Here is a 21,574-nt window from a genome sequence, read left to right on the forward strand (position 1 = left end):
CAGTGACGTTATCGGTAGTTTGGTTCAAGCGTGATTTGCGCATCACTGACCATGGTCCCCTGTATACCGCTGCGTCAAAGGGGCCGGTATTACCTATCTATGTCATCGAAGATGAGTTTTGGCAGCAGCCGGATACCAGTCTTCGTCAATGGCAGTTTATTCACGACTCCTTACTCGACCTGAATGAACAGTTGAACAAACTGGGGCAACCTTTATGGGTGGTCGAAGGTGAGGTTGAACATGTGCTGGACGAGTTGTACGAGCACCATGGTACCTTCAACCTGTACTCCCATCAGGAAGTGGGTAATCAATGGACCAATGAGCGCAATCGTCGTGTTGAGTCCTGGTGTCGGGAGCACAATATCAACTGGTCTCAGACACCTGCCAACGGTGTGTTCCCGATAAGCGATACCCGCAGCAGTTGGGGTCAGCAGTGGCAGGAATATATGTCATCCGCGGTTTATCCGACGCCGGGTAAGATTCCATTTATCACCATGTCCCCCATGCGCCCGGAAATCTGGCCGGACAAACTGGGTGTCGACTCAACGGCCTGTGCGCAACGCCAGAGCGGAGGACGTCGCAATGGAATTCAGGCTCTGGGTGGGTTCCTGAAACAATACAGTCAATTCTATAAGCAAAACTATGAGGACTGTCTGCTGGCATCTTCGACCTGCTCTCGTCTGGGACCTCACCTGACCTATGGCACCGTAAGCGTAAGGGAAGTGTTTCAGCAGACCCGCAAGGCCCATCGGCACTACAAGTCCAAGGGAGATGAAGGATGGGCTGCTTCTCTGATGATGTTCGTTTCCCAGCTTCTGCGCCGCTCACACTGCATGCAGCTGTTTGCAGATGAACCGGAGCTGGAACATCGATGCCTGCATCCTTCCTACGAAGGGTTGTTTCCCCTGGAACCCGATAAAGAACGTCTTACCGCCTGGATGCTGGGTCGTACCGGTTATCCATTAATCGATGCGAGCATGCGCACCCTGCGGCGGCAAGGCTGGTTAAATCAGCGGCTACGGGGACTGTTGATATCCTTTGCCTGCCAGAATATCTGGGCTAACTGGCGTGAACCTGCGTTATATCTGGCACGAATGTCGACCGACTATGAACCGGGAGTTCTGTATCCCGAGGTTCAGATGCAGATTGGGGTTACCGGCATTCATCCGTGGCACTTTGAAGATCCGGTCGCTTTGTCGCAAAAGATGGATCCGGACGGCAGATATATCAGGGAAGAGTGTCCGGAACTGGCTGAGCTGGAAGGACAGGAACTATATCAACCCTGGTTGCTGAGCGAAGCCCAGCAAATAATGACAAGCTGCCAACTGGGAAGGGATTACCCCCTGCCGGTAGTTGATTCCCATGCCTCAGTGCAACATGCCGTCCATCGCTACAGGGAACATTTGAGTTCTCAATACGATGCAGAACTGACTCAGCAGATCCTGAAACGGCACCGGCATCCCACCCTGGAGCAGAATCTGCCGGTGCTCAGATTGTCCGGCGAGGAATCTGGCCAGGGCTATGTGGAGTGCCAGCTGAGCGGGAGATGCTGAGCCTCAGGACTCGTCTTCGTCATCACAGTGGTCGCGTTTTTTGCCACGTGGCCCTTCGTGATGGCGTGATTCCATTTTGTCCAACTGTTCCTGGGTCAGTATTGTCGCCATTTGGGCCTTGGTATCCTCGAATATGGCCTGGTGCTGCTGACGGCTTGCATCCATGATCTGTTGAACCTGCTGCTGTTGTTCTTCAGTCAACTGCAACTCTTCAAACATTCTCTCCATTCTCGGGGGATGCCGCTCATCCTGCTGGGCGAAGGCAAATGCACTCAAGCTGATGGTTGCGGCGGTGACGGCGGCGATAATTGAACGTTTCATTTGATCTCTCCTTTGTTTGACAGGTTCAGATTAATGGGAAACTGTGCAAGCAATGTGGAGAAAAAAAGAATGCTGAGGCGCTTTATATTACATTTTCTTTAGGCCTCAAATTTATAGCCGGCTCCGTACACTGAGTGAATGTAATCCTGGTCCGGGGAGGCTTCGTTCATCTTCTTGCGTAGCTTTTTTATATGGCTATCGACGGTGCGATCACTGACGACCCGGCCATCTGAGTAGATCAAGTTCATCAGATGATCGCGGGAAAAAATCCTACCCGGCTCTTTCATGAGTGCCCTCAACAACTGAAACTCGATGGTGGTCAGGGTGAGCAACTGGTGATTGATTTTGACCTGCATTTTCTCTTGGTCAATGGCGATGGGCAGGGGCTGATGTTCAGAATTTCGGTTTACACGGCGTAGTATTGCCTTAACCCTGGCGACCACCTCGCGGGGACTGAAGGGCTTGCAGATATAGTCATCAGCACCGAGCTCCAGTCCAAGCAAACGGTCTATTTCTTCCACCTTGGCGGTGATCATCACCACGGGTACATCAGAAGACTGACGGATTTTGCGGCACAATGTCAGTCCATCAGTGCCCGGCAGCATCAGGTCCAGCAGAATCAATCCGGGTTTATGTTGCTGTAGCCAGGGCAGCACTTCATCACCATGATCAATACTGTGAGTGTTGTAACCGCTTTGTTGCAGATAATCCCTTAACAGCGATGCAAGTTTGGGTTCATCCTCGACTATTAAGATAGGGGCGTCGATGGTGGAGGAAGTGTCATTCATCATGGCTGTTTCCGTGGCAGTTGAATCTTGATCTGCAGGCCGCCGAGTTCACTGGCCTGTGCTTCTATCCGGCCGGTATGGGCCGTCACAATTCGCTGGCAAATTGCCAGGCCAAGCCCCGAACCACCGGTTTTGCGATTGCGTGAACCTTCAACCCTATATAGATGGTCAAACAGATAAGGCAAAGACTCAGCAGGAACTCCAGGGCCTGAATCATCTACTGAAACTACGGCATGTTCGCCATTGGAGCTGACCGACAATCGAACACGTCCTTTCTTCTCCACATATTTCAGCGCGTTGGTCAGCAGGTTACCCACCAGTTGTTGCAGGCGGCTGGCATCAGCATAGATAGAGATTTCCCGGTCAGGTATATCAAGGACCAACAGAAGACCCTCTTCGGCAAACATTGCCCGATAGCGTTCCGCAATTTCCTGCACTTCGGCACATAGATCGATATTCTCCATCTGGTAACGCATTGCACCGATATCCGCATTAGTGAGCTGATATAAGTCATTGATCAGGCGTTCCAGTTGGGTCACCTCCTGGTGCAGAGAATTCAGGTTGGTTTTGTTCAGGGGGCGAATGTCATCCTGCATGGCTTCGATCTCCCCTTTCACTATCGCCAGGGGGGTGCGGAGTTCATGGGAAGTGTCAGCGATCCAGCGTCGCCTGGCTTGCTCATTATCTTCCAGAGTTCTGGCCAGTTGATTGAAATCATGTCCCAGTTGCGCCAGTTCATCCTGGCCTCTTGGGTTCAGGCGGGTTGCATAGTTTCCCCCGGCTAACTGCCGGGCACCGCTGGCCAGACGCTGGATCGGTCGGACAAACTGTCGGGCCAGCAGAATGGCTATCAACAGACTGACAATGATGCCGGTAAGGCTGGCCCATAGAAGAGACTGGCGCTGCGAGGCCCGGAATGTCAGGTCATTGGCTTCAAGAAGATCACGACGTGAAGGTATGGCCAGCCAGCCGACGACACTGTCATCGACGCTAATGGGGATCAATGTAGGATCAGGAATCTTGCGGCCGATGATCGGGCGTAACTCAAGATCCAGAACATTCAGCCTGGGGCGGCGATTGGGGTGTTCTCTCATCTCGTGCCGTTCCGGCGCCTCTGGTGGCAGGATAGAGCGGATAACAGCGGGGTTTTCCAGCATGTCATATATGGGGCGTGGGTCCAGCCTCAGGCGATCCCAGTTTCCGGCTCTCGTATAGAGTGACTCCAATCCTTGAATGATCAGCTGATGTCGCTGCAGTTCCCGTCTGTAAACATAGTCTCGGAATGTTTCATCAAAGCGCCATTGCAACAGGCCCAAAATAGTGGCCAGCACCAGAGTGGTGGTGATAAGCAGAGCGGCGAACAGTTTGGTGCGAATGCGCATGAGCAGGAATCGGGCAATGAAAGCAGATTATATTTAGGCAGGTTCCAACATAGCGTCTTTTTATCGATTGTGTAAGCAGGGGTGGCGGATTTCCTTATTATTTACTCATTCTATTGTGCTTATGCCCTAAACAAGAAGACCGCCAAGGAAACACACCCGGTTTCCGTGGCGGTCTAATCGCCTGTCCTTGTCACCGCGTACAGCAAGAGGCTTCAGACAGAATCAGACGTCCTTTTCTGCGAAGTATTAGTTCCCCTCCTATCACTTCGATGGCTTCCTAAAACGGTATTCAACTGTAGGGCATCGCATACACATTCGGTGCGCAAGGCAGAAATATACTGGGTACTGAAAGGGGCACAACTGGCGGTGGATATACCGCAGGTGGCGGCCTGTGGATAAAAGGCTTTATTGCGCAACATACTCGACCTTCTTGGCTGTTATTGTTTTCCATCATTGGTTTTTATTATTTGATATGCCTTCCTTGAATTGAAATATCCCATGCGGACTTCCAGTCCATATATAGCCAAGTTAACACCCAATGTACAGGATCTGATCAATCCTGCCAGTTCGCAAGAATGTTGGAAAAGTCTGCCTTTTGGGCCTGGAGAGTCCTAAAAATTCGAACGCTAGAACAGCAAATACGAGATTTTCATTCGATATATTTGCAGATATCTTCAACCACAATCAACTTTGAAAGAGCTTTTGTGATTCTCTCGCCATTCTGCTTTCCAAAGGCCGACGGCTAAAAATTGTGGAAACTTGATCGGGATCACACGTATCAGACAGCAATTAGGAGGAAAAATGGGACTATTGGTAGACGGCAAATGGAAGGATCAATGGTATGACACCCGAAAATCCGGTGGAAAATTTGAGCGTGAACAATCCCAGTTCCATGGATGGGTTTCTGCTGACGGTTCCTCAGGACCTGACGGGCAAGTCGGCTATACCGCTGAATCAGGTCGTTATCATCTATATGTCAGTCTGGCGTGCCCCTGGGCTCACCGTACGCTGATATTCCGAAAGCTCAAACAGCTGGAGGAGCATATTGGCGTTACCGTGGTCGTGCCTGAAATGTTGAGCCACGGCTGGGAATTCAGTAGCCATCGGGGGTATCCCGATCATCTGCATGATGCTGATTTTCTACACCAGATCTATACCCGGGCCAGGTCTGGTTATACCGGAAGAGTGACGGTGCCGGTTCTGTGGGACACCCGGGAAAAGACCATTGTGAATAATGAGTCATCTGAAATCATCCGCATGTTTAACAGCTCGTTTAACCATCTGACCGGGAATCATCTCGATTTTTATCCCGAATCCATGCGAAGAGAAATCGAGGGGGTGAACGAATGGGTTTACCACCATATCAACAATGGGGTGTACAAGTGTGGTTTTGCCACCACACAAACAGCTTATGAGGAAGCATTTGTCACCCTGTTTGATGCCCTGGATAAAGCGGAATCCATTCTGCAGCGGCAACCCTTCCTGGCCGGTGGCTACCTGACAGAGGCTGATTGGCGCTTGTTCACCACGTTGATACGGTTTGATCCGGTCTATGTCGGGCACTTCAAATGTAACCTGAGGAGAGTGGCAGACTACCCGGCCATCAGTGCCTATCTGCGGCAGCTATATCAGCATCCTGGAATTGCCGAGACGGTGAACCTGGAACATATCAAGACCCATTATTATTTCAGTCATACCATCATTAATCCGACGCAGGTGATACCGAAAGGGCCTGAACTGAATTGGGAATCGCCTCATTCGAGGCAGGCTGTGAAGATCGCAAGTGCAGAATAGAAAGGAAAAAAGGGCGAACACATAGGTTCGCCCCTACAAGAATTTATTTTTTCTTTTTGGCTTGTGGGTTTGGCAGATCGGTGATGGTACCGGCTGCCAGTTCACCGGCCAGGCCAACGGTTTCGTGCAACGTTGGGTGCGCATGAATGGTCAGGGCCAGATCTTCCACATCGGCACCGAATTCAATTGCCAGACTCAGTTCACCTAACAGTTCACCCGCATTGATGCCCACGATACCAGCGCCCAACAGAGTTCCGTCCGGTTTGTGGATAAGTTTGGTTTTCCCTTCGCTGCGATCTGCACCGATGGCGCGTCCTGACGCTGACCAGGGGAATACCGCTGTCTTGAATTCAATACCGGCTTCTTTCGCTTCTTTTTCCGTCATACCTGTCCAGGCAATTTCCGGGTTGGTATAGGCGATAGAAGGAATGACACGGGGTTCGAAGGAAGCTTTATGTCCGGCAATGACTTCTGCCGCTACATGACCCTGGTGAGTGGCTTTGTGGGCCAGCATCGGGTTGCCTTCGATATCACCGATAGAATAGATATGCGGCACGTTGGTGCGCATCTGCTTGTCAGCCGGAATAAATCCACGCTCATCCACATAGATACCGGCATTTTCTGCACCGATTTTCTTGCCGTTGGGAGAGCGTCCTACGGCGACCAGGATGGCGTCATAAGTTTGCTTTCTGTCAGGTGCGTTTTTACCTTCAAAGCTGACTTCCAGACCGGCTTTTTTGGCTTCCACTGCAGTCACCTTGGTGGACAGCATGACGTTAAAGCGGTCTTTATTGAAACGGGAATATACCGTGATCAGATCTTTGTCAGCCGCAGGAACCAGCTGGTCGGCAAATTCCACGACAGACACTTCACTGCCCAGTGCTTCATAGACGGTACCCATTTCCAGGCCAATAATGCCGCCACCGATAACCAGCAGTCGTTTGGGGACTTCCTTGAGTTCCAGCGCGGAAGTGGAATCCAGAACCCGAGGGTCGTCATGAGGAATGAACGGCAATTTCACGCTTTGTGAACCTGCGGCGATGATGCAGTGATCGAAGGTGACTTCGGTTTGCTTGCCGTCATTATCCACAGTAATTTTGTTGGGGCCTGCAAAGGTGCCGTAGCCCTGGATAACGTTGACCTTACGGCCTTTGGCCATGCCACCGACGCCCTGGGTCAGTTTCTTGACCGTGTTGTCCTTGAATGCGCGGACCTTGTCCAGATCGATGGAAGGTTTGCCATAAGTGACACCGATAGAACTGGAGGCGTGCGCCTCTTCAATGACGGCGGCAACGTGCAACAAGGCTTTTGAAGGGATACATCCGACGTTCAGACAAACGCCTCCGAGGCTCGGGTAGCGTTCAATCAGAGTGACTTCCAGGCCCATATCGGCTGCGCGGAAAGCGGCGGAATAACCTCCGGGGCCACTGCCTAAAACTACCACCTGGGAGTGTGTTGTTTGCCCTGCCATAAGTACTCCTTAATTGTGTGCTGTCAAAATTGGGGAAAACATAGGGAAATGCGCGGAAATGAAGGTCATCCGTCGCATGCAAAATCGTGTCAAAGGGTAGAACGCTAATCCTATCATCGTTGAGGGTCAATAGGATGTTGGTCGAGGCTGATGGTAAACGGGTGTCATTTAGACGCAAATCGCCGATTTTTTCGGAAATTACTCATGATTCAAAAGCTATTCACAGTTCAGAAACGACACGCGATTCGCAAGTTTCTTTATTCACGGTTCACAAGTTACTTTACGCACAGTTCTCAAGCTACCAATTCACAAGCTACTCACGATAAAGAACTGTGGCTCCATAACGTAATTCCAGAGCGTTGCGTTTGGCTTTCGTCAGGCTGCGAACCACCAGTGAGTAGGAGTGATCGATCATGCGCTCGATTTCACCGATGGGGATAGTGCCGTCCAGGATGATCGTGTTCCAGTGTTTTTTATTCATGTGGTAACCCGGAATGACAGCTGGAAATATATCCCGCAAGGCAAGCGCCTGTTCCGGGTGACATTTGAGATTCATCTGAGCGGTTTCACCACTCTGGCTCAAGGTGGCGAACATCTTGTCCTCCACTTTGAACACCAAAACGTCGGGGCCAAAGGGAAAATCTTCGATAGCGGATGGCTTATTCAACAGATATTGTCTGGCAGAGTTGAAGTCCATGCCTGAAATTTCCTTTTTCTGAGTGCCAGCAATGTCATCTAAATGAAATCGGCAAATTAACGAAAAACCTGTGTGTTCCAGCGACAGTCACGGATGTCAGGGCATGGGTTAGTTTCCACGGCCTGCCTGCTGATCCATGGCAGTGGCCAGAATCCCGGTGAGTGACCTGACCAGAGCCTTATAATCCGCATGCAGGATGGGGATATCAGAAGCGCTGTCCACCTGATAGATCAGACAGAACAGACCAATTTTCTTTCCTTGCCTGTTTTCAAGAGGGAATGTGGCGGCTTGCAGGCGATCAGCTCCCAGGTGATTAAGCAGGGATTCATGGGTTCCGGTGGTCGATACCCGTTCATAGTTGATCTCCAGAATTCGATCTTCGTCTTCATGGAAGGCCTTCACCAGTTCCAAATCCCGGTCATTCACACCCAGGCGGGGAAAGCTGTGATTGGACTTACAACCCTGCTGTGTGTAGAAACAGTGTGGGATCAACTGATCCGCGTTTTCATCCAGGACATAGAGTAATGCACCGTCGGCCTGGCTGATGGAGATGATCTCGCCGGTCATTTGCTCCAGCAACCGCGGATGATTTTCCTCCTGGGATAACGTTTTGATCAGACGAACCAGTTGTTGAATCATCATGCGCATGAATTCTGTGACCGAGGCCAACGTCTGGATATCGCGTATGGACGAAGTAACGTTCACTTTCTGGTCGAAATTCATTTTATGTAATGGCTGGGTCTGTTCAGACAGCTGTCGTAACGGACGCGCCATCTGGTTGGCGATAAACAAAGCCGCAGGGATGGCCAGCAATACGATGGCAATGGAAATCAGCATGGACTGGTTGCGAATGGTGTAAGCGGTTTGCAGGAGTTCGTGCTCCGGCGCCAATATCAGCAGATGTGCCGTAAAACCAACCAGCGTAATCGGGCGATTGACTCCGATCCATCGCTGGCCTCCGGAATCAAAAAAGAAGTTTGAATTATTGGGTTTGGGAGATTGCTGGAAGAAATCACTGATGACCTGATTGTTGAGATCTGACAGCTTCAGGATGCTGAGATTGTCCGGGCCGGATTCCACCACGATATTGTCAGGATTCAGGCTGGCAACGACTTCCTCATCGTTTGTGTAGATCAGCATTTGTGATGAGGGGCTGACCTTATTTTTAATCAGGGTGTTGGACAGTGATTCCAATGTGATATCCGCGGCAAAAACATTGCCGGTGTCCTTATCCTGGTTAACGACGGTAACCCCCACTTTACCGATGAAGTAATACAGGTATGGTGAAGTGGTTGTGACATCCTGAGAATACACCGCCAGCCGATACCAGGGGCGGATGGTGGGATTGTAGCTGGTGAAGCCCATATCTTTCTCACCCAGCAGGGCCAGCGACGCATCATAGTAAAGGCGTGAAAATACCGGTTGGCCGTCGACCCGCTCGATATTGTCCACCACATAAGCTGCCGTCTCGGGAGCGCCGAAGCGCTTTAGCATGTAGTCGCTGTCCAGCCGCCGGATAATAAAAAACTCCGTATCGCTGTAACCGACCTCCAGCGAGGTGACCTCCGGTTGGGCCTCCATAACGGATACCAGAATGGGCAGCCGCTTTAACCGGTTCTCCATATCCTGGTCCCGCATGATGGGGGATTGGCTCAATAACCGCACGGTGGTGGAGACCGGGTTATAACTGAAATAGAAACTGTTGTTGATTTCCCGCGCGATCTGATCGAACAGTTCCTTAGAGGAACTCAGGAAAATATCACTGGTTTTTTGGTGGTGGAACCAACCCAGAACGGCACCAAATATCAGCAGGAGGGCGACAAACACCATCGCCAACTGAACCTGAATGGAGAAACGGCGGGATTTTGTTTTTGAAGGATCCACTAAAGTACCTTATTGCCTTTTATTCGGGCAGACTTTCCATACAGTGTAGTTCTAATTCCGAAGCCGGGACGCCGTTTTACAGGCTCCTTATAATGATTATATCCGGCATTCCATTCGGTATGTTATTGATAATCTGACATTATCAGATCTGTGCCTGATTATAACGGGACTCTGAAAACGGAGTAACCCCGGTTCGTTTCCCTTTCGTTGATTCATTCCACACGTTAATTTATTCCACAATGGGTTGATTCAGTCCGTAGTATCATCATGCAAATGCGCAGCCCATATGGGGACGCCTTCACAAGCCGTCTTGCGGATAATATGAGCCCCGCTGACACTCAAGTCCTCACTGGGATCAATGACGGTTACCGGCACCCCTGGGGGGACATCATGAATCAATGCCGCTGCGGGATATACCTGCAGGGACGTACCGACGATCAGAAAATGATCTGCCTGTCGGCAGATTTCTGCGGCACGCTCCATTTCCGGCACCATTTCACCAAACCACACCACGTGAGGCCTCAATTGGCTGCCCTCTTCGCAGGTATCGCCCATTTGAATATTCCGGCCTTCCAATGGGTATATCAAATCAGGGTTTGAGGTACTGCGCGCCTTATTTATCTCTCCGTGCAGGTGAAGCACAGAGTTGGAGCCGGCTCGTTCATGCAGGTCATCAATATTCTGGGTAATGACAGATACTTTGAAGTTCTGTTCCAGAGCTGCCAGAGCCCTGTGGGCCAGATTCGGTTGTGCCTGACAGGCCTGCTGACGACGGGCATTGTAGAAGTCCAGCACCAGTGCCGGATTGGCTTGCCATCCATCCGGGGAAGCCAGATCGTAAACACTGTATTGCTGCCAGAGACCGCCGACATCGCGAAAAGTCGGCAAACCGCTTTCGGCACTGATTCCTGATCCTGAGAGGATAACGATATGCTGCATTGAGGTGTTTATTTCCAAAACTTATGGTTCAGCATTGTTTTACAGGACCATTTCCGGGTGATCAATCTTTTCGTGACCAGCAGGAAAAGGCTAGCGGCTCTTAATAAATCTTAAGGCTCTTCGATAATAAGCGTTAACGACTTCCCGATAACAAACGTTAAAGGTTCTCCGATAATGGACGTTAGCGACCTTTCGATAATCGAAGCTAAAGGCTCTCCGAAATTAGCACCGAAAGGCCGTGATCTTGGTCAACTTCTATGAATTAATGACCGGAAGCCACTTTTCCCGGATAGCCATAATCGCTAATCTGGTCTGCCAGATAGTGCCCACCGTATTTCAGAGCAATTTATGTTTCCAGATTCCCATATACGTAACGTTATTAATTCCACCCTGGCCTCCACTACCCGCTTCTGGCGTGGAACCTCTGGAAGTCGAAAGACCCGCCAGCCGGCACAATTGCCCGTGTTGTATGACCGTGAAGGGTGTCCCAAATGCCGTCTGGTCCGTGAGGCACTGACCGAACTGAATCTGGATGTCATGATTTACCCCTGCCCGGAAGGTGGTAGCCGTTTTTTCACTCCCCTGGAAGCGGTATCCGGAAATACTCAAGTGCCTTATCTGGTGGATGCCAATACCGACACCGAACTGGGTGGTGCCCAGGAGATTATTGAATACCTGTTTCAGGAATATCGCGGTACCCAGCCTCCCAAGGAGATCTCTGAAACCGCTTTTAATCTGGTGAGTTCTCATCTGACTACATGGGTGCGTGGTAATAAGGGGACTCGGGCGAAGGCTTCGGTGGCTCCAGAGAAACCGCTGGTGCTGTACAGCTTTGAGTCCAGTCCGTTCTCCCGACCGGTACGGGAGCGCTTATGTGAATTGGAGATTCCCTATCAGTTGGTTAATCTAAGCAAGCAGCAATGGGCGGATATGGGGCCTGCCGTTCATCGGCTTCACCTGGGGAAATATCGACCGCTACCGGGCTCCAAGCGTGAGCACTTTCTGCAGCAGCATGGTGAGGTGCAGGTGCCCTATCTGGTGGATCCGAATCATCAGACAGCTATGTTCGAGTCTGCCAGAATTCTTCGCTATCTGGATGACTATTACGCAAAGTGATCTCAATGCAGGCATAGTGCATATAAAAGAATAGGGATATACATTTGAGGGCGAGTACCGTCCCGGATTCACTGCGAGAGTGACCGGGGCAGGGCTCCACAGGAGGTTTAATATGCCAGGTTCCAGTTCAGACTCTGCCAGCTCCGAAGCGGAGCAGTTCAGAATAGAAAAAGACAGCATGGGGGAAGTAAACGTTCCGGAATGGGCTCAGTATGGTGCTCAGACCCAGCGTGCTGTGGAAAACTTCAAAATCAGTTCCCTGACCATGCCGGCACAATTTATCAGGGCATTGGCCATGATCAAGCTGGCAGCCGCGCAGGCTAACAGTGAGTTGGAGCTGCTTGATGACGTCCGGGCCGAAGCGATTCAAAAAGCTGCTCAATCCATTGTGGAAGGTCTGCCGCTGCAACAATTCCCGGTCGATATCTTCCAGACCGGATCCGGCACCAGTACCAATATGAACATGAATGAGGTGATCGCCTGTCGTGCTCAGGTGCTGTGCCCGGACCGCATACACCCTAACGATCATGTCAATATGGGACAAAGCAGTAACGATGTTATTCCTACGGCTATCCATGTCAGTGCGGCAATGGCGTTAGACCAGGAATTGATTCCCGCCATTGATGAACTTATCGATACGATTGAGGAAAAGGCCAAGAACTACACCGAGGTGGTAAAGACCGGCAGGACTCACCTCATGGACGCCATGCCGTTGACCTTTTCCCAGGAAATGGGAGCCTGGGCGCAGCAACTGCGAAATGCCAAGGAAGGAATTCACCATGCACAGCGGCAGGTGGAGGCATTGGCCCAGGGAGGTACAGCGATTGGTACCGGGATCAATGCACATCCGGATTTTGCAGAGATATTTGCCCGATACCTCAGTGAACAGGCCCAGATAACCTTCCGTCCCAGTGATGATTTCTTTGCCAGTATTGCCGGACAGGAGGCCGCCGTGAGCCTGTCAGGTCAGTTGAAGACGCTGGCGTGTGCCATGATGAAAATCAGTAATGATCTGCGCTGGATGAATTCCGGGCCGTTGGCCGGTCTGGGCGAAATTGAATTACGTGCGCTGCAGCCGGGCTCCTCGATTATGCCGGGCAAGGTGAATCCGGTGATTCCCGAAGCGGTGGCCATGGCTTGTGCTCAGGTGATCGGTAATGACGCGACGGTAACCCTGGCGGGACAATCGGGCAATTTTCAGTTAAATGTGATGCTCCCGGTGATTGCCTATAACCTGTTACAAAGTATTGAGCTGTTGGCTAACAGTGCGAAGTCACTGGCGCACAAGGCCATTGCCAGCTTTTCAGTAAAACCGGAAGTACTGGAAAGAGCCTTGGCGATGAACCCCATTCTGGTCACGGCTTTGAACTCGGTGGTGGGCTACGCGAAAGCCGCCGAGATTGCCAAGCAGGCCTACCAGCAGCAGCGTCCTATCCTGGAGGTTGCTGAAGAGGAAACCGATATCAGCAGGGAACGATTACAGGAATTGTTGGATCCGAGAGCGTTAACCAAGGGGGGAATTCCCGGCTGAACCACCTATAATGTCAACATATTCTAAAAAGCTTGTGAATAATCAGGGCGTTGCTGACAATAAACAGCATTGGGACCCAGGGAAAATTTTGTCATGAATACTACTCAATCGACATTTCAACACATTGGCAGACCGGAGAATCACCGCTTCAGAAAGCTGTCTATCTTGCCGGCAATAGCGCTATTGGCGTTTGTTCAGGGATGTGCCACCAATCAGGGCGGTTCAGATACCAAGACCACGTCAGATGGGGATTATGGAATGTCTGTGGCAACCACCAATACGGTTGCTTCGACCCCGTCCGGAACGTCCGGGAATACTTCGGCAGATCAGCCTTCAGTGGATTCCTCAAATCAGGCCACAGCCAAAGAAACGCCCGTCGCAGCTACTCCGAAACCTGTGACACCGGTTGAGCCTGCATCAACCTCGTCCTCCACCACCAAAAAAGTGGAAGCCTCAACGGTCAAGAAGAAAGAGCCGACCAAGACGCAAAAGCCGGTGAAGGCAAAAACAGAAGTCAAAAAAGAAAAGGAAGTCGCCAAAACTCCGGTAAAGAAAACCGTCAAACCAGTGGAGAGCAAGGCTGAAACAAAGCCGGTTATATCCACCGAGAAAAGTGACAAGAAAGCCGAAACCCAACCGCAGGAAGTTCAGGTAGCCCTGGCGGAACCCACTTCACCTGAATCGAATATGCCGGTGGTTGAGGAAGCGGTGAGCGGTGATATCACTTCGGCCGCCATTACCGGCGAAGACCTGCCCTATGATTTTGGCACCTGGACCCTCGAACGTAACTGGGATAATCAACATCCGGATACCTGTCGGCTGGTGAGCAGTATGCACAAGATCAGTGACGGCTATGAGCTGACGAATATCCGGGCGGAAGTGCTTCTGGACGGAATTAACATCTATACTGGATCTAACATCGATCTTACTTATGAGAATTCCGGTATTCAGATCGATTCGCTTTCGCTGGTGCCATATTCCGGGCTCATAGGAGAGAGTAATGCGACTGTTCAGGGGGATTTCACGGAAATGCTGGCCAATGCCGGTGAAATGACCGTCAATCTTGGTTTCTGGCCCACCTGGCCGAAAACCGAAACCCAGCAGTTGGTTCTGCCCCTTGAAGACATGCGTCTGGCAATTCCGGCAATGCTTAATTGTAAAAACCTATAACGAATATCACAGGAAACCCAGAGAATGACGTTACGTATAAAATTCAACCTGGTGCTGGGCCTGGCTTCCCTGGCCGGGATTGCGCTGGCAGCGGTTCTGGTATACGAACTGCTGCAAAAGAATGCGCGTGAGGAGGTGCTCGACAGTGCTCGGATCATGATGCAGAGTGCGTTGGCCGTACGTGGTTACACCGTAGGCGAAATCAAGCCTCTGCTGGCCCTTCAGCAAAAGCGTCAGTTCCTGCCGCAAACCGTTCCTGCCTATGCTGCTCACCAGTACATCAAGCAACTGCAAAAGGAATATGAAGATTACAGTTATCGTGAAGCGGCACTGAATCCAACCAATCCTTCGGATCGTGCGGCTGACTGGGAAGCCGATGTCATCAATTATTTCCGTAACCACAATGACGAGAAAGAACTGATCGGCACCCGCCATACGCCAACCGGCCCCTCCCTGTACATGAGTCGCCCGATCAAGATTACCGATCCGGGTTGTCTGGCCTGCCATAGCCAGCCTTCGGCCGCCCCGCAGACTATGATTGATAAGTATGGTCCTTCCAACGGCTTTGGATGGAATCTGAATGAAGTGGTAGGCGCTCAGATCGTTTCTGTGCCTATGTCTCTGCCGCTGGAACGGGCAGACAATACCTTTAAGGTATTCATGTCGTTGTTGATTGGCGTATTCGTATTGATCGCAATTCTGCTCAACGTCATGTTGGACTTTGTGGTCATCAAACCAGTGAAAAAGCTCTCTGAGAAGGCCAATGAGGTCAGCCTGGGTGCGCTGGAAGCGGAAGAAATGCCAGTGAAGGGCAATGATGAGATCTCTTCCCTGACCCAGTCATTCAACCGTATGCACCGTAGTCTGGCGAATGCCGTCCAGATGTTGGATGAAACCGTCTAAATAGCATCAGGACAACACCAGATGTTCTCTGGTGTTGTCCTCTCCTTCTGCTGCGCACCTACCGGCAGCCAGCGATCCTTCTCTTTTCAACAAATTATCCTTTTACCTCCAACAATTTATCCTTTTCTCGGCAGCTGCTTATCTTTCTCTCAGCAGTAATTTATTACCGGCCTAAAGGTGTCACTTTATAGTCTTTGCAAGGTGTAGTGCCGATGGCTTATACATGCCGTATCATAGGACTATTCGAAAAGTAGTAAGGATGAGTTCTCCGGCATTCCATTGCTCCATGCCCGGAAAGCAGTAAAAAATTCAGGGAAATGGGAAGGAGTGTTACTCAAATGCGGTACCAGTGTGTTTCTGCTGAAGGCATGCAATTACGAATTCTTACACTCTTACACTATGGGAAGGACTACACTAATTCCCATAATCTTCTGTTTGTGCACTGAAAACATCTAAACGATTATTATGAGTAGCCGACCGCCGTTTGAAACGATAGGAAAATATAAAGTGGAGTCCACCATTGGTCAGGGAGCCATGGGGGTCGTATATAAGGGATTTGATCCGGACATCGAGCGGCCTGTTGCGATTAAGATGCTGCATGCTCATCTGATTATGGATCAGGATGACGGGGGGTTGCTGGCGCGTTTTCGTCAGGAAGCCCAGGCGGCAGCGCGCTGTCTGCATACCAATATCGTTACCGTCTTTGACTATGGGGTGATCAAGAAATCTCCCTATATGGTCATGGAGTATGTGGATGGTATTGATCTGCGTTCCTTCCTGAAAGAAGGGTCTCCACTGACGATCAAGCAGATTGGCGATCTGATTATCCAGGTACTCGAAGCATTGGATTACGCTCATATGAAGGGCGTGGTGCATCGGGATATCAAACCAGCCAATGTGCTTCTGTTGGAATCTGGCCATGTCAAAGTGACCGATTTCGGTGTGGCCAAGCTGGATACTTCCGATTTGACCAATGTGGGCGATGTGATCGGTACACCCAGCTACATGTCGCCTGAGGCCCTGCGTGGCGATATTGTGGATGGCCGCAGCGATCTATATTCCACCGGTGTGGTACTGATGGAGCTGATTTCCGGCAGCCGTCCGCAGAAAGCCGGCAGCTACTGGACGACAGAAGAAATCAGCCGGGTGGTGGCGAAAAGCAATGTACTGCCCCCACAGCTGGATCAGGATTTCTGCGCCTTGTTGAACAAGGTGGTCGCCGCCGAGCCAAAGGACCGCTTCAGCACCTGCCAGGAGTTTGCTGCCCGCCTGAAGGCGCTTATTTCGCCGGATCAGGTTTATGTGCCGGAGTTGAATGATCTGGCCGCCACGGTGATACAGAGCAAAATCACCTTTGCCGACCGTCGGGCTCATCATCCTGGTACCGAGAGCCATTCAGCTTCTGCCCAGAGTGGCTCGCAGATTGCCCTCTCGCCGGAAGTGTCACAGATCCTCAGCCAGACGCTGGCCCCTTTCCTCGGGCCGGTGGCCAATCATATGATTCGCAATGCCGCTTCCAGCTCCGGCTCGTTGCAGGAAATGATTGATCGATTGTCCCGGCATATTCCACATGAAAAAGAGCGTCGCGCATTCATTAATACCCTGAATCAGTCCGGCATACGTTCCATGCCACAGGAAACTACCGGCTCAGGGGCTTCCAGAATCACGACGATTGGATCTCTGGACAGCCGTCGTCAGGGAGCGATCAGCTCTATGACGCTCAGCGGTGAAACCGTCCATAAGCTGACGCAGTTACTGGCCCACCATGTGGGGCCTCTGGCTTCACGGATTGTGAAAAAATCGCTGGGGCAGGCCGCTACACTGGAAGAGCTGTATCAGCTTTTGGCAAAAAGCATCCCGGATGAATCAGAGCGTACGCAGTTTATCGTCAAAGCCAGAAAGTCGTTGTAAAGCGCCGGGGTAAGTATTCTGCTCCCCATTTTGGACAAAGTGGGGTTCTGAACTTCACATTAGAAAATTCTGCCTCAGGGGCATAGAATAAAAAAATGTGATGCTGTGTTATCAGGTAAAGTCGTGGAAAACAGTCCCCAGTTACTTAAGCCCGAATATGAATGGGTAGAACAACCTCTCGACGAATCTATTCATTACATTGAGCATGGCGTCCCCAGTCCCCTCATTCGCTGGCATCATCACAAAGAATATGAACTGCACCTGGTCCGCCATACCACCGGCAAATACTTTGTGGGTGACCATATAGGAACCTTCAGGCCGGGTAATCTGGTATTGGTGGCCCCTGACCTGCCCCATAACTGGATCAGTGATCTGGGCCCGGGAGAATCCATTGATATGCGGGATCAGGTGGTGCACTTCTCCGTCGACTTCCTGCAGGGGTTACAGTCCCAGCTTCCTGAATTGAGAACCCTGGAGCCCATGTTGGAGCGGGCTAGGCTCGGCGTTGAATTTTATGGGCCCCGCATCATTAAACAGGCCCAGACGTTGTTCGATCAGCTTTCCTCCACCCGGGGATTGAAGCGTCTGCTGCATTTCATGACCCTGATGGAACTGCTGGCTTCCACCGATGAATACCGAACGCTTTCCAGTGAACTGCACCAGCCGCTGATCGATAAATCCAACCTGGATTGGCTCAACAAGGCGGTCGACTATATTCTGGAGCATTATGAGGGTGAGATTTCCCTGGAAGAAGTTGCCTCCCATATGGAGGTCAGTCCGACCTATTTTTCCAAACAGTTCAAACGCGCCTCAGGTCATCGCTTTGTGGATTTCGTCAATCGTTTGAGAGTCAACAAGGCAGCAGAGCTGCTCACCCACAGCCATCTGCCGATTACGGATATCTGTTTTGAAGTCGGCTATAACAACATCGCCAATTTCAATCGTCGTTTTCTTGAAATAAAAGGCATCACACCCAGCGATTATCGTAAGTCCTTCATCTACGACCTCGGGCGCGGTTGAATCCTCTGATCGTCATACGACAAAAAAATACATAACCCTGTCCATCGGGTATTTGTCGGTTTTTCCCCCACAGCTTCTAATAAATACCATCAGTTCCCGTCACGTATTATCTGCTTGGCGATGGAATTCAAAGCCCTCTTTTTACTGAACAACAAGACAAGAAGCACAGAAATTTATGCAAGCACTCGTATTGGAAAAAGCCGGTGTACTGGCCATTCGGGACATTGAACTGAATCAGTCCGTGGGTGATCACGATGTTCTGATCGCCATTAGGAATGTCGGGGTTTGTGGCAGTGATGTTCATTACTACAAACATGGCGCTATAGGTCCTTTTGTGGTGCGAGATCCTATGGTCCTCGGGCATGAAGCCTCTGGGATTATCGTAGCCTGTGGTAGCAAAGTTTCTCATCTCCAACCGGGTGACCGGGTATGTATGGAGCCCGGAATTCCGGATATGACGTCGCGGGCGGTTCTTGAAGGCAAATATAATCTGGATCCGGCAGTCCGCTTCTGGGCGACTCCACCGATTCATGGCTGTCTGGTACCGGAGGTTGTCCACCCTGCCAGCTTTACATTTAAGCTTCCTGACAATGTGAGTTTTGCTGAAGGCGCACTGATCGAGCCCCTGGCGACGGGGATGCAAGCTGCTGATAAAGCGCGCATACGCCCCGGTGATGTTGCGGTTGTCATTGGAGCCGGAACTATTGGCATCCTGACGGCTCTGGCGGCTCTCGCTGGAGGATGTAGTAAGGTCATCATCGCGGACCTTGTGCAGGAAAAACTGGATATTGCTGCTGGCTATGACGCCATTGTTCCGGTCAATGTCGCCCGGGAAAGCCTGGTCGAAATCGTTGCCCAGCAAACTGACAGCTGGGGGGCGCACATTATATTTGAAGCGTCAGGCAGTCCAAAAGCCTTTGAAAATATCTGTGAACTGGCCGGCCCGGGTGGCTGTATTGTGTTGGTCGGTATGCCACCGAAGCCGGTAACGATGGATGTTGTGGCGATACAGGCGAAAGAAATACGAATGGAGTCGGTCTTCCGTTATGCCAACCAATTTCCCCGTGCACTGGCCCTTTTAGGTTCCGGGCAGCTCAATATCAAACCGTTGATTTCAGGTGTTTTCCCTTTTAAACAGGGGATTGAGGCATTTGAACGGGCCGCAAGTGGCCAGCCGGGGGATGTGAAGATTCAGATCAGTTTCGAATCCCAGTAAAGCAAAAGGGATAAAAACTTTGCTTTGAATCCGGAATTAGAAGGATCTAATTTGAATGCATATGGAATGACTAAAACACTCGCTGATTCCCTGCCTAACGGGATTGCTGTGGCAAAAATATCAGCTGTGGAAAATAACAATAGAGGTCTTCATGAACACAAATAACATTCTGCCAGCGATACTGTCATCAACTCTGATCATTGCCTCTCTGCCTGCCCTGGCAGATACCAAAGTCACCATTGGTACCGTCAATAACGGCGATATGATCCGCATGCAGGAATTGTCGAGACAGTTTGAAAAAACTCACCCTGAGATTGATCTCGAATGGGTGGTATTGGAGGAAAACGTTCTTCGCCAACGCCTGACCACTGATATTGCCACCAAAGGCGGTCAGTTCGATGTGATGACTATTGGTATGTACGAAGCGCCGATATGGGGAGACCGGGGTTGGTTGACCGCGATGGACAATCTGCCCGCCAGTTACGATGTGGACGATATTTTTCCGTCGGTGCGCCATGGGCTTTCTGCGAAAGGTACTTTGTACGCGTTACCTTTCTATTCTGAAAGCTCCATGACCTATTACCGCACTGACCTGTTCAAGGCGGCCGGATTGTCCATGCCGGAACGTCCCACCTGGGACCAGGTTCGTGAGTTTGCCAAGACTCTGCATAAACCTGAGCAGGAACAGTATGGTATCTGTCTGCGAGGTAAAGCTGGCTGGGGCGAAAACATGGCCTTGGTGACCACCATGTCCAATACGTTCGGAGCCCGCTGGTTCAATGAAAAATGGCATCCTGAATTTGATGGCCCTGAATGGCATAACACCCTTAGTTTCTACGTGGATCTGGTCAGGAAATATGGACCTCCAGGTGCCTCTTCCAATGGTTTCAATGAGAACCTGGCGTTGTTCAATTCCGGTAAATGTGCCATGTGGATGGATGCGACAGTGGCGGGTTCTTTTGTGACGGACAAATCCCAGAGTCATGTGGCAGACAAAGTGGGTTTTGCTCTGTTTCCGAAACAGGTCACCGATAAAGGTGCCGGTTGGCTATGGTCGTGGGCGCTGGCGATTCCGGTGAGTTCTGACGCTAAAGATGCGGCTATGACCTTTGTCACCTGGGCAACATCCAAAGAGTATAGCGATCTGGTTGCGAAAGAATACGGCATTGCCAATGTGCCTCCCGGCAGTCGTGCCTCTACCTATGCCAATCAGGAGTACATGAAGGCAGCGCCGTTTGCGGAAAAAACGCTGCAGTCCATGGATAATGCCAATCCTCAGGATTCCACTCTCAAACCATCTCCCTATGTGGGCGTCCAATTTGCGGCGATTCCCGAGTTTCAGTCCATTGCCACCCAAGTGGGTAAGTTCGTCTCCGGAGCATTGACCGGACAGATGTCGATTGATCAGGCACTGAAGAATGCTCAGGCTGTGACTGAGCGGGAAATGAAACGTGCCCGCTATTTTTGAGTTCGTCCTCTATGCCGACTATAAAGGTTATAGTCGGCGAAACATCTATTGCCGGCAACTGACCGCAAGTTAGCCTGTCTGCGAAGCTTATCTGATTTTCCTGTCGTTACGGGGAGTGTCCTGTGTCGTTCCCTGGATGACGAATACAGTGATTGAGACCAGAGCTCCGGTAATGGAAAGCGAAAAAACTAAACACCTGAGTACAACCAGCAGTAGAGTGCCTTCCGATAGTTCTACCGGGAGCTATCAGGCAACGGATGAGGATTCCCTGCCGGTTGAGGCAGAACATCGCCGTAAGAACCGCATCGGTCTGGCCATGCTGTCTCCATCCGTCCTGGTCCTGCTGGTCTGGATGGCGGTGCCCCTGGCCATGACCATCTACTTCTCCCTGATCCGGTACAACCTGCTGT

17 protein-coding genes and 1 pseudogene are annotated in these 21,574 nt (G+C 51.0%); 11 read left to right on the forward strand and 7 right to left on the reverse strand.

What is annotated here, in order from left to right; all coding sequences use genetic code 11:
- Positions 1–2: 2 nt before the first annotated feature.
- Positions 3–1,553, forward strand: a complete 1,551-nt coding sequence (locus tag BTA51_RS12455) for an FAD-binding domain-containing protein (protein ID WP_094707779.1) — start codon at positions 3–5, stop codon at positions 1,551–1,553.
- Positions 1,554–1,556: 3 nt separating this feature from the next.
- Here BTA51_RS12455 and BTA51_RS12460 read toward each other — a convergent pair whose 3' ends face one another.
- The 3 genes from BTA51_RS12460 to BTA51_RS12470 form a co-directional block, all read right to left on the reverse strand.
- Positions 1,557–1,874 (reverse strand): periplasmic heavy metal sensor, encoded by a 318-nt coding sequence (locus BTA51_RS12460; protein ID WP_094707780.1) that lies wholly within the window; start codon positions 1,872–1,874, stop codon positions 1,557–1,559.
- A gap of 98 nt (positions 1,875–1,972) precedes the next feature.
- The gene (locus tag BTA51_RS12465) at positions 1,973–2,662 is read right to left on the reverse strand and encodes a response regulator (RefSeq protein ID WP_094707817.1); all 690 of its coding nucleotides are present in this window, start codon (positions 2,660–2,662) and stop codon (positions 1,973–1,975) included.
- A complete protein-coding gene (locus BTA51_RS12470; protein ID WP_094707781.1) occupies positions 2,662–4,044 on the reverse strand; it encodes an ATP-binding protein in 1,383 nt (460 codons plus the stop codon). Before BTA51_RS12470 ends, BTA51_RS12465 begins: the two co-directional genes overlap by 1 nt.
- Positions 4,045–4,845: 801 nt before the next feature.
- Between BTA51_RS12470 and BTA51_RS12475 the strand changes: the two genes are divergently transcribed.
- Positions 4,846–5,838 carry a glutathione S-transferase family protein gene (locus BTA51_RS12475; protein ID WP_094707782.1) on the forward strand — a complete coding sequence of 331 codons (993 nt, stop codon included), beginning with the start codon at positions 4,846–4,848 and terminating at the stop codon, positions 5,836–5,838.
- A 43-nt stretch (positions 5,839–5,881) separates the two neighbouring features.
- On the opposite strand, the gene lpdA is transcribed toward BTA51_RS12475, so the two are convergent.
- From lpdA to BTA51_RS12495, 4 genes are all read right to left on the reverse strand, one after another.
- A complete protein-coding gene (gene lpdA / locus BTA51_RS12480) occupies positions 5,882–7,309 on the reverse strand; it encodes a dihydrolipoyl dehydrogenase (RefSeq protein ID WP_094707783.1) in 1,428 nt (475 codons plus the stop codon).
- Between the two features lie 313 nt (positions 7,310–7,622).
- Positions 7,623–8,006 (reverse strand): MmcQ/YjbR family DNA-binding protein, encoded by a 384-nt coding sequence (locus BTA51_RS12485; protein ID WP_094707784.1) that lies wholly within the window; start codon positions 8,004–8,006, stop codon positions 7,623–7,625.
- A 108-nt stretch (positions 8,007–8,114) separates the two neighbouring features.
- Positions 8,115–9,890 carry a sensor histidine kinase gene (locus tag BTA51_RS12490; RefSeq protein WP_094707785.1) on the reverse strand — a complete coding sequence of 592 codons (1,776 nt, stop codon included), beginning with the start codon at positions 9,888–9,890 and terminating at the stop codon, positions 8,115–8,117.
- 249 nt (positions 9,891–10,139) lie between these two features.
- Complete coding sequence (locus BTA51_RS12495; protein ID WP_094707786.1) at positions 10,140–10,829, reverse strand: NAD-dependent deacylase; 690 nt, start codon at positions 10,827–10,829, stop codon at positions 10,140–10,142.
- 348 nt (positions 10,830–11,177) lie between these two features.
- Between BTA51_RS12495 and BTA51_RS12500 the strand changes: the two genes are divergently transcribed.
- The 9 genes and pseudogenes from BTA51_RS12500 to BTA51_RS30655 form a co-directional block, all read left to right on the forward strand.
- Positions 11,178–11,945 (forward strand): glutathione S-transferase N-terminal domain-containing protein, encoded by a 768-nt coding sequence (locus tag BTA51_RS12500; RefSeq protein WP_094707787.1) that lies wholly within the window; start codon positions 11,178–11,180, stop codon positions 11,943–11,945.
- A 112-nt stretch (positions 11,946–12,057) separates the two neighbouring features.
- Positions 12,058–13,476: an aspartate ammonia-lyase gene (locus tag BTA51_RS12505; RefSeq protein ID WP_094707788.1), complete on the forward strand. Its 1,419-nt coding sequence runs from the start codon at positions 12,058–12,060 to the stop codon at positions 13,474–13,476.
- 93 nt (positions 13,477–13,569) lie between these two features.
- Complete coding sequence (locus tag BTA51_RS12510; protein ID WP_094707789.1) at positions 13,570–14,646, forward strand: hypothetical protein; 1,077 nt, start codon at positions 13,570–13,572, stop codon at positions 14,644–14,646.
- 24 nt (positions 14,647–14,670) lie between these two features.
- On the forward strand, positions 14,671–15,549 hold the full coding sequence (locus tag BTA51_RS12515) for a DUF3365 domain-containing protein (RefSeq protein WP_094707790.1): 879 nt from the start codon (positions 14,671–14,673) through the stop codon (positions 15,547–15,549).
- Positions 15,550–16,056: 507 nt separating this feature from the next.
- Positions 16,057–17,460 carry a serine/threonine-protein kinase gene (locus BTA51_RS12520; protein WP_094707791.1) on the forward strand — a complete coding sequence of 468 codons (1,404 nt, stop codon included), beginning with the start codon at positions 16,057–16,059 and terminating at the stop codon, positions 17,458–17,460.
- Positions 17,461–17,583: 123 nt separating this feature from the next.
- Positions 17,584–18,480 (forward strand): AraC family transcriptional regulator, encoded by an 897-nt coding sequence (locus BTA51_RS12525; protein WP_094707792.1) that lies wholly within the window; start codon positions 17,584–17,586, stop codon positions 18,478–18,480.
- A 175-nt stretch (positions 18,481–18,655) separates the two neighbouring features.
- Positions 18,656–19,696, forward strand: coding sequence for an NAD(P)-dependent alcohol dehydrogenase (locus BTA51_RS12530; protein ID WP_094707793.1), 1,041 nt, complete (start codon positions 18,656–18,658; stop codon positions 19,694–19,696).
- Positions 19,697–19,847: 151 nt separating this feature from the next.
- Positions 19,848–21,164, forward strand: coding sequence for a sugar ABC transporter substrate-binding protein (locus BTA51_RS12535; protein WP_094707794.1), 1,317 nt, complete (start codon positions 19,848–19,850; stop codon positions 21,162–21,164).
- A 172-nt stretch (positions 21,165–21,336) separates the two neighbouring features.
- A pseudogene (locus BTA51_RS30655) lies at positions 21,337–21,574 on the forward strand (sugar ABC transporter permease); the annotation flags it as partial.

The sequence above is a fragment of the Hahella sp. CCB-MM4 genome, from assembly GCF_002260525.1.
In the GTDB taxonomy this organism is placed as follows: Bacteria; Pseudomonadota; Gammaproteobacteria; order Pseudomonadales; family Oleiphilaceae; genus Hahella.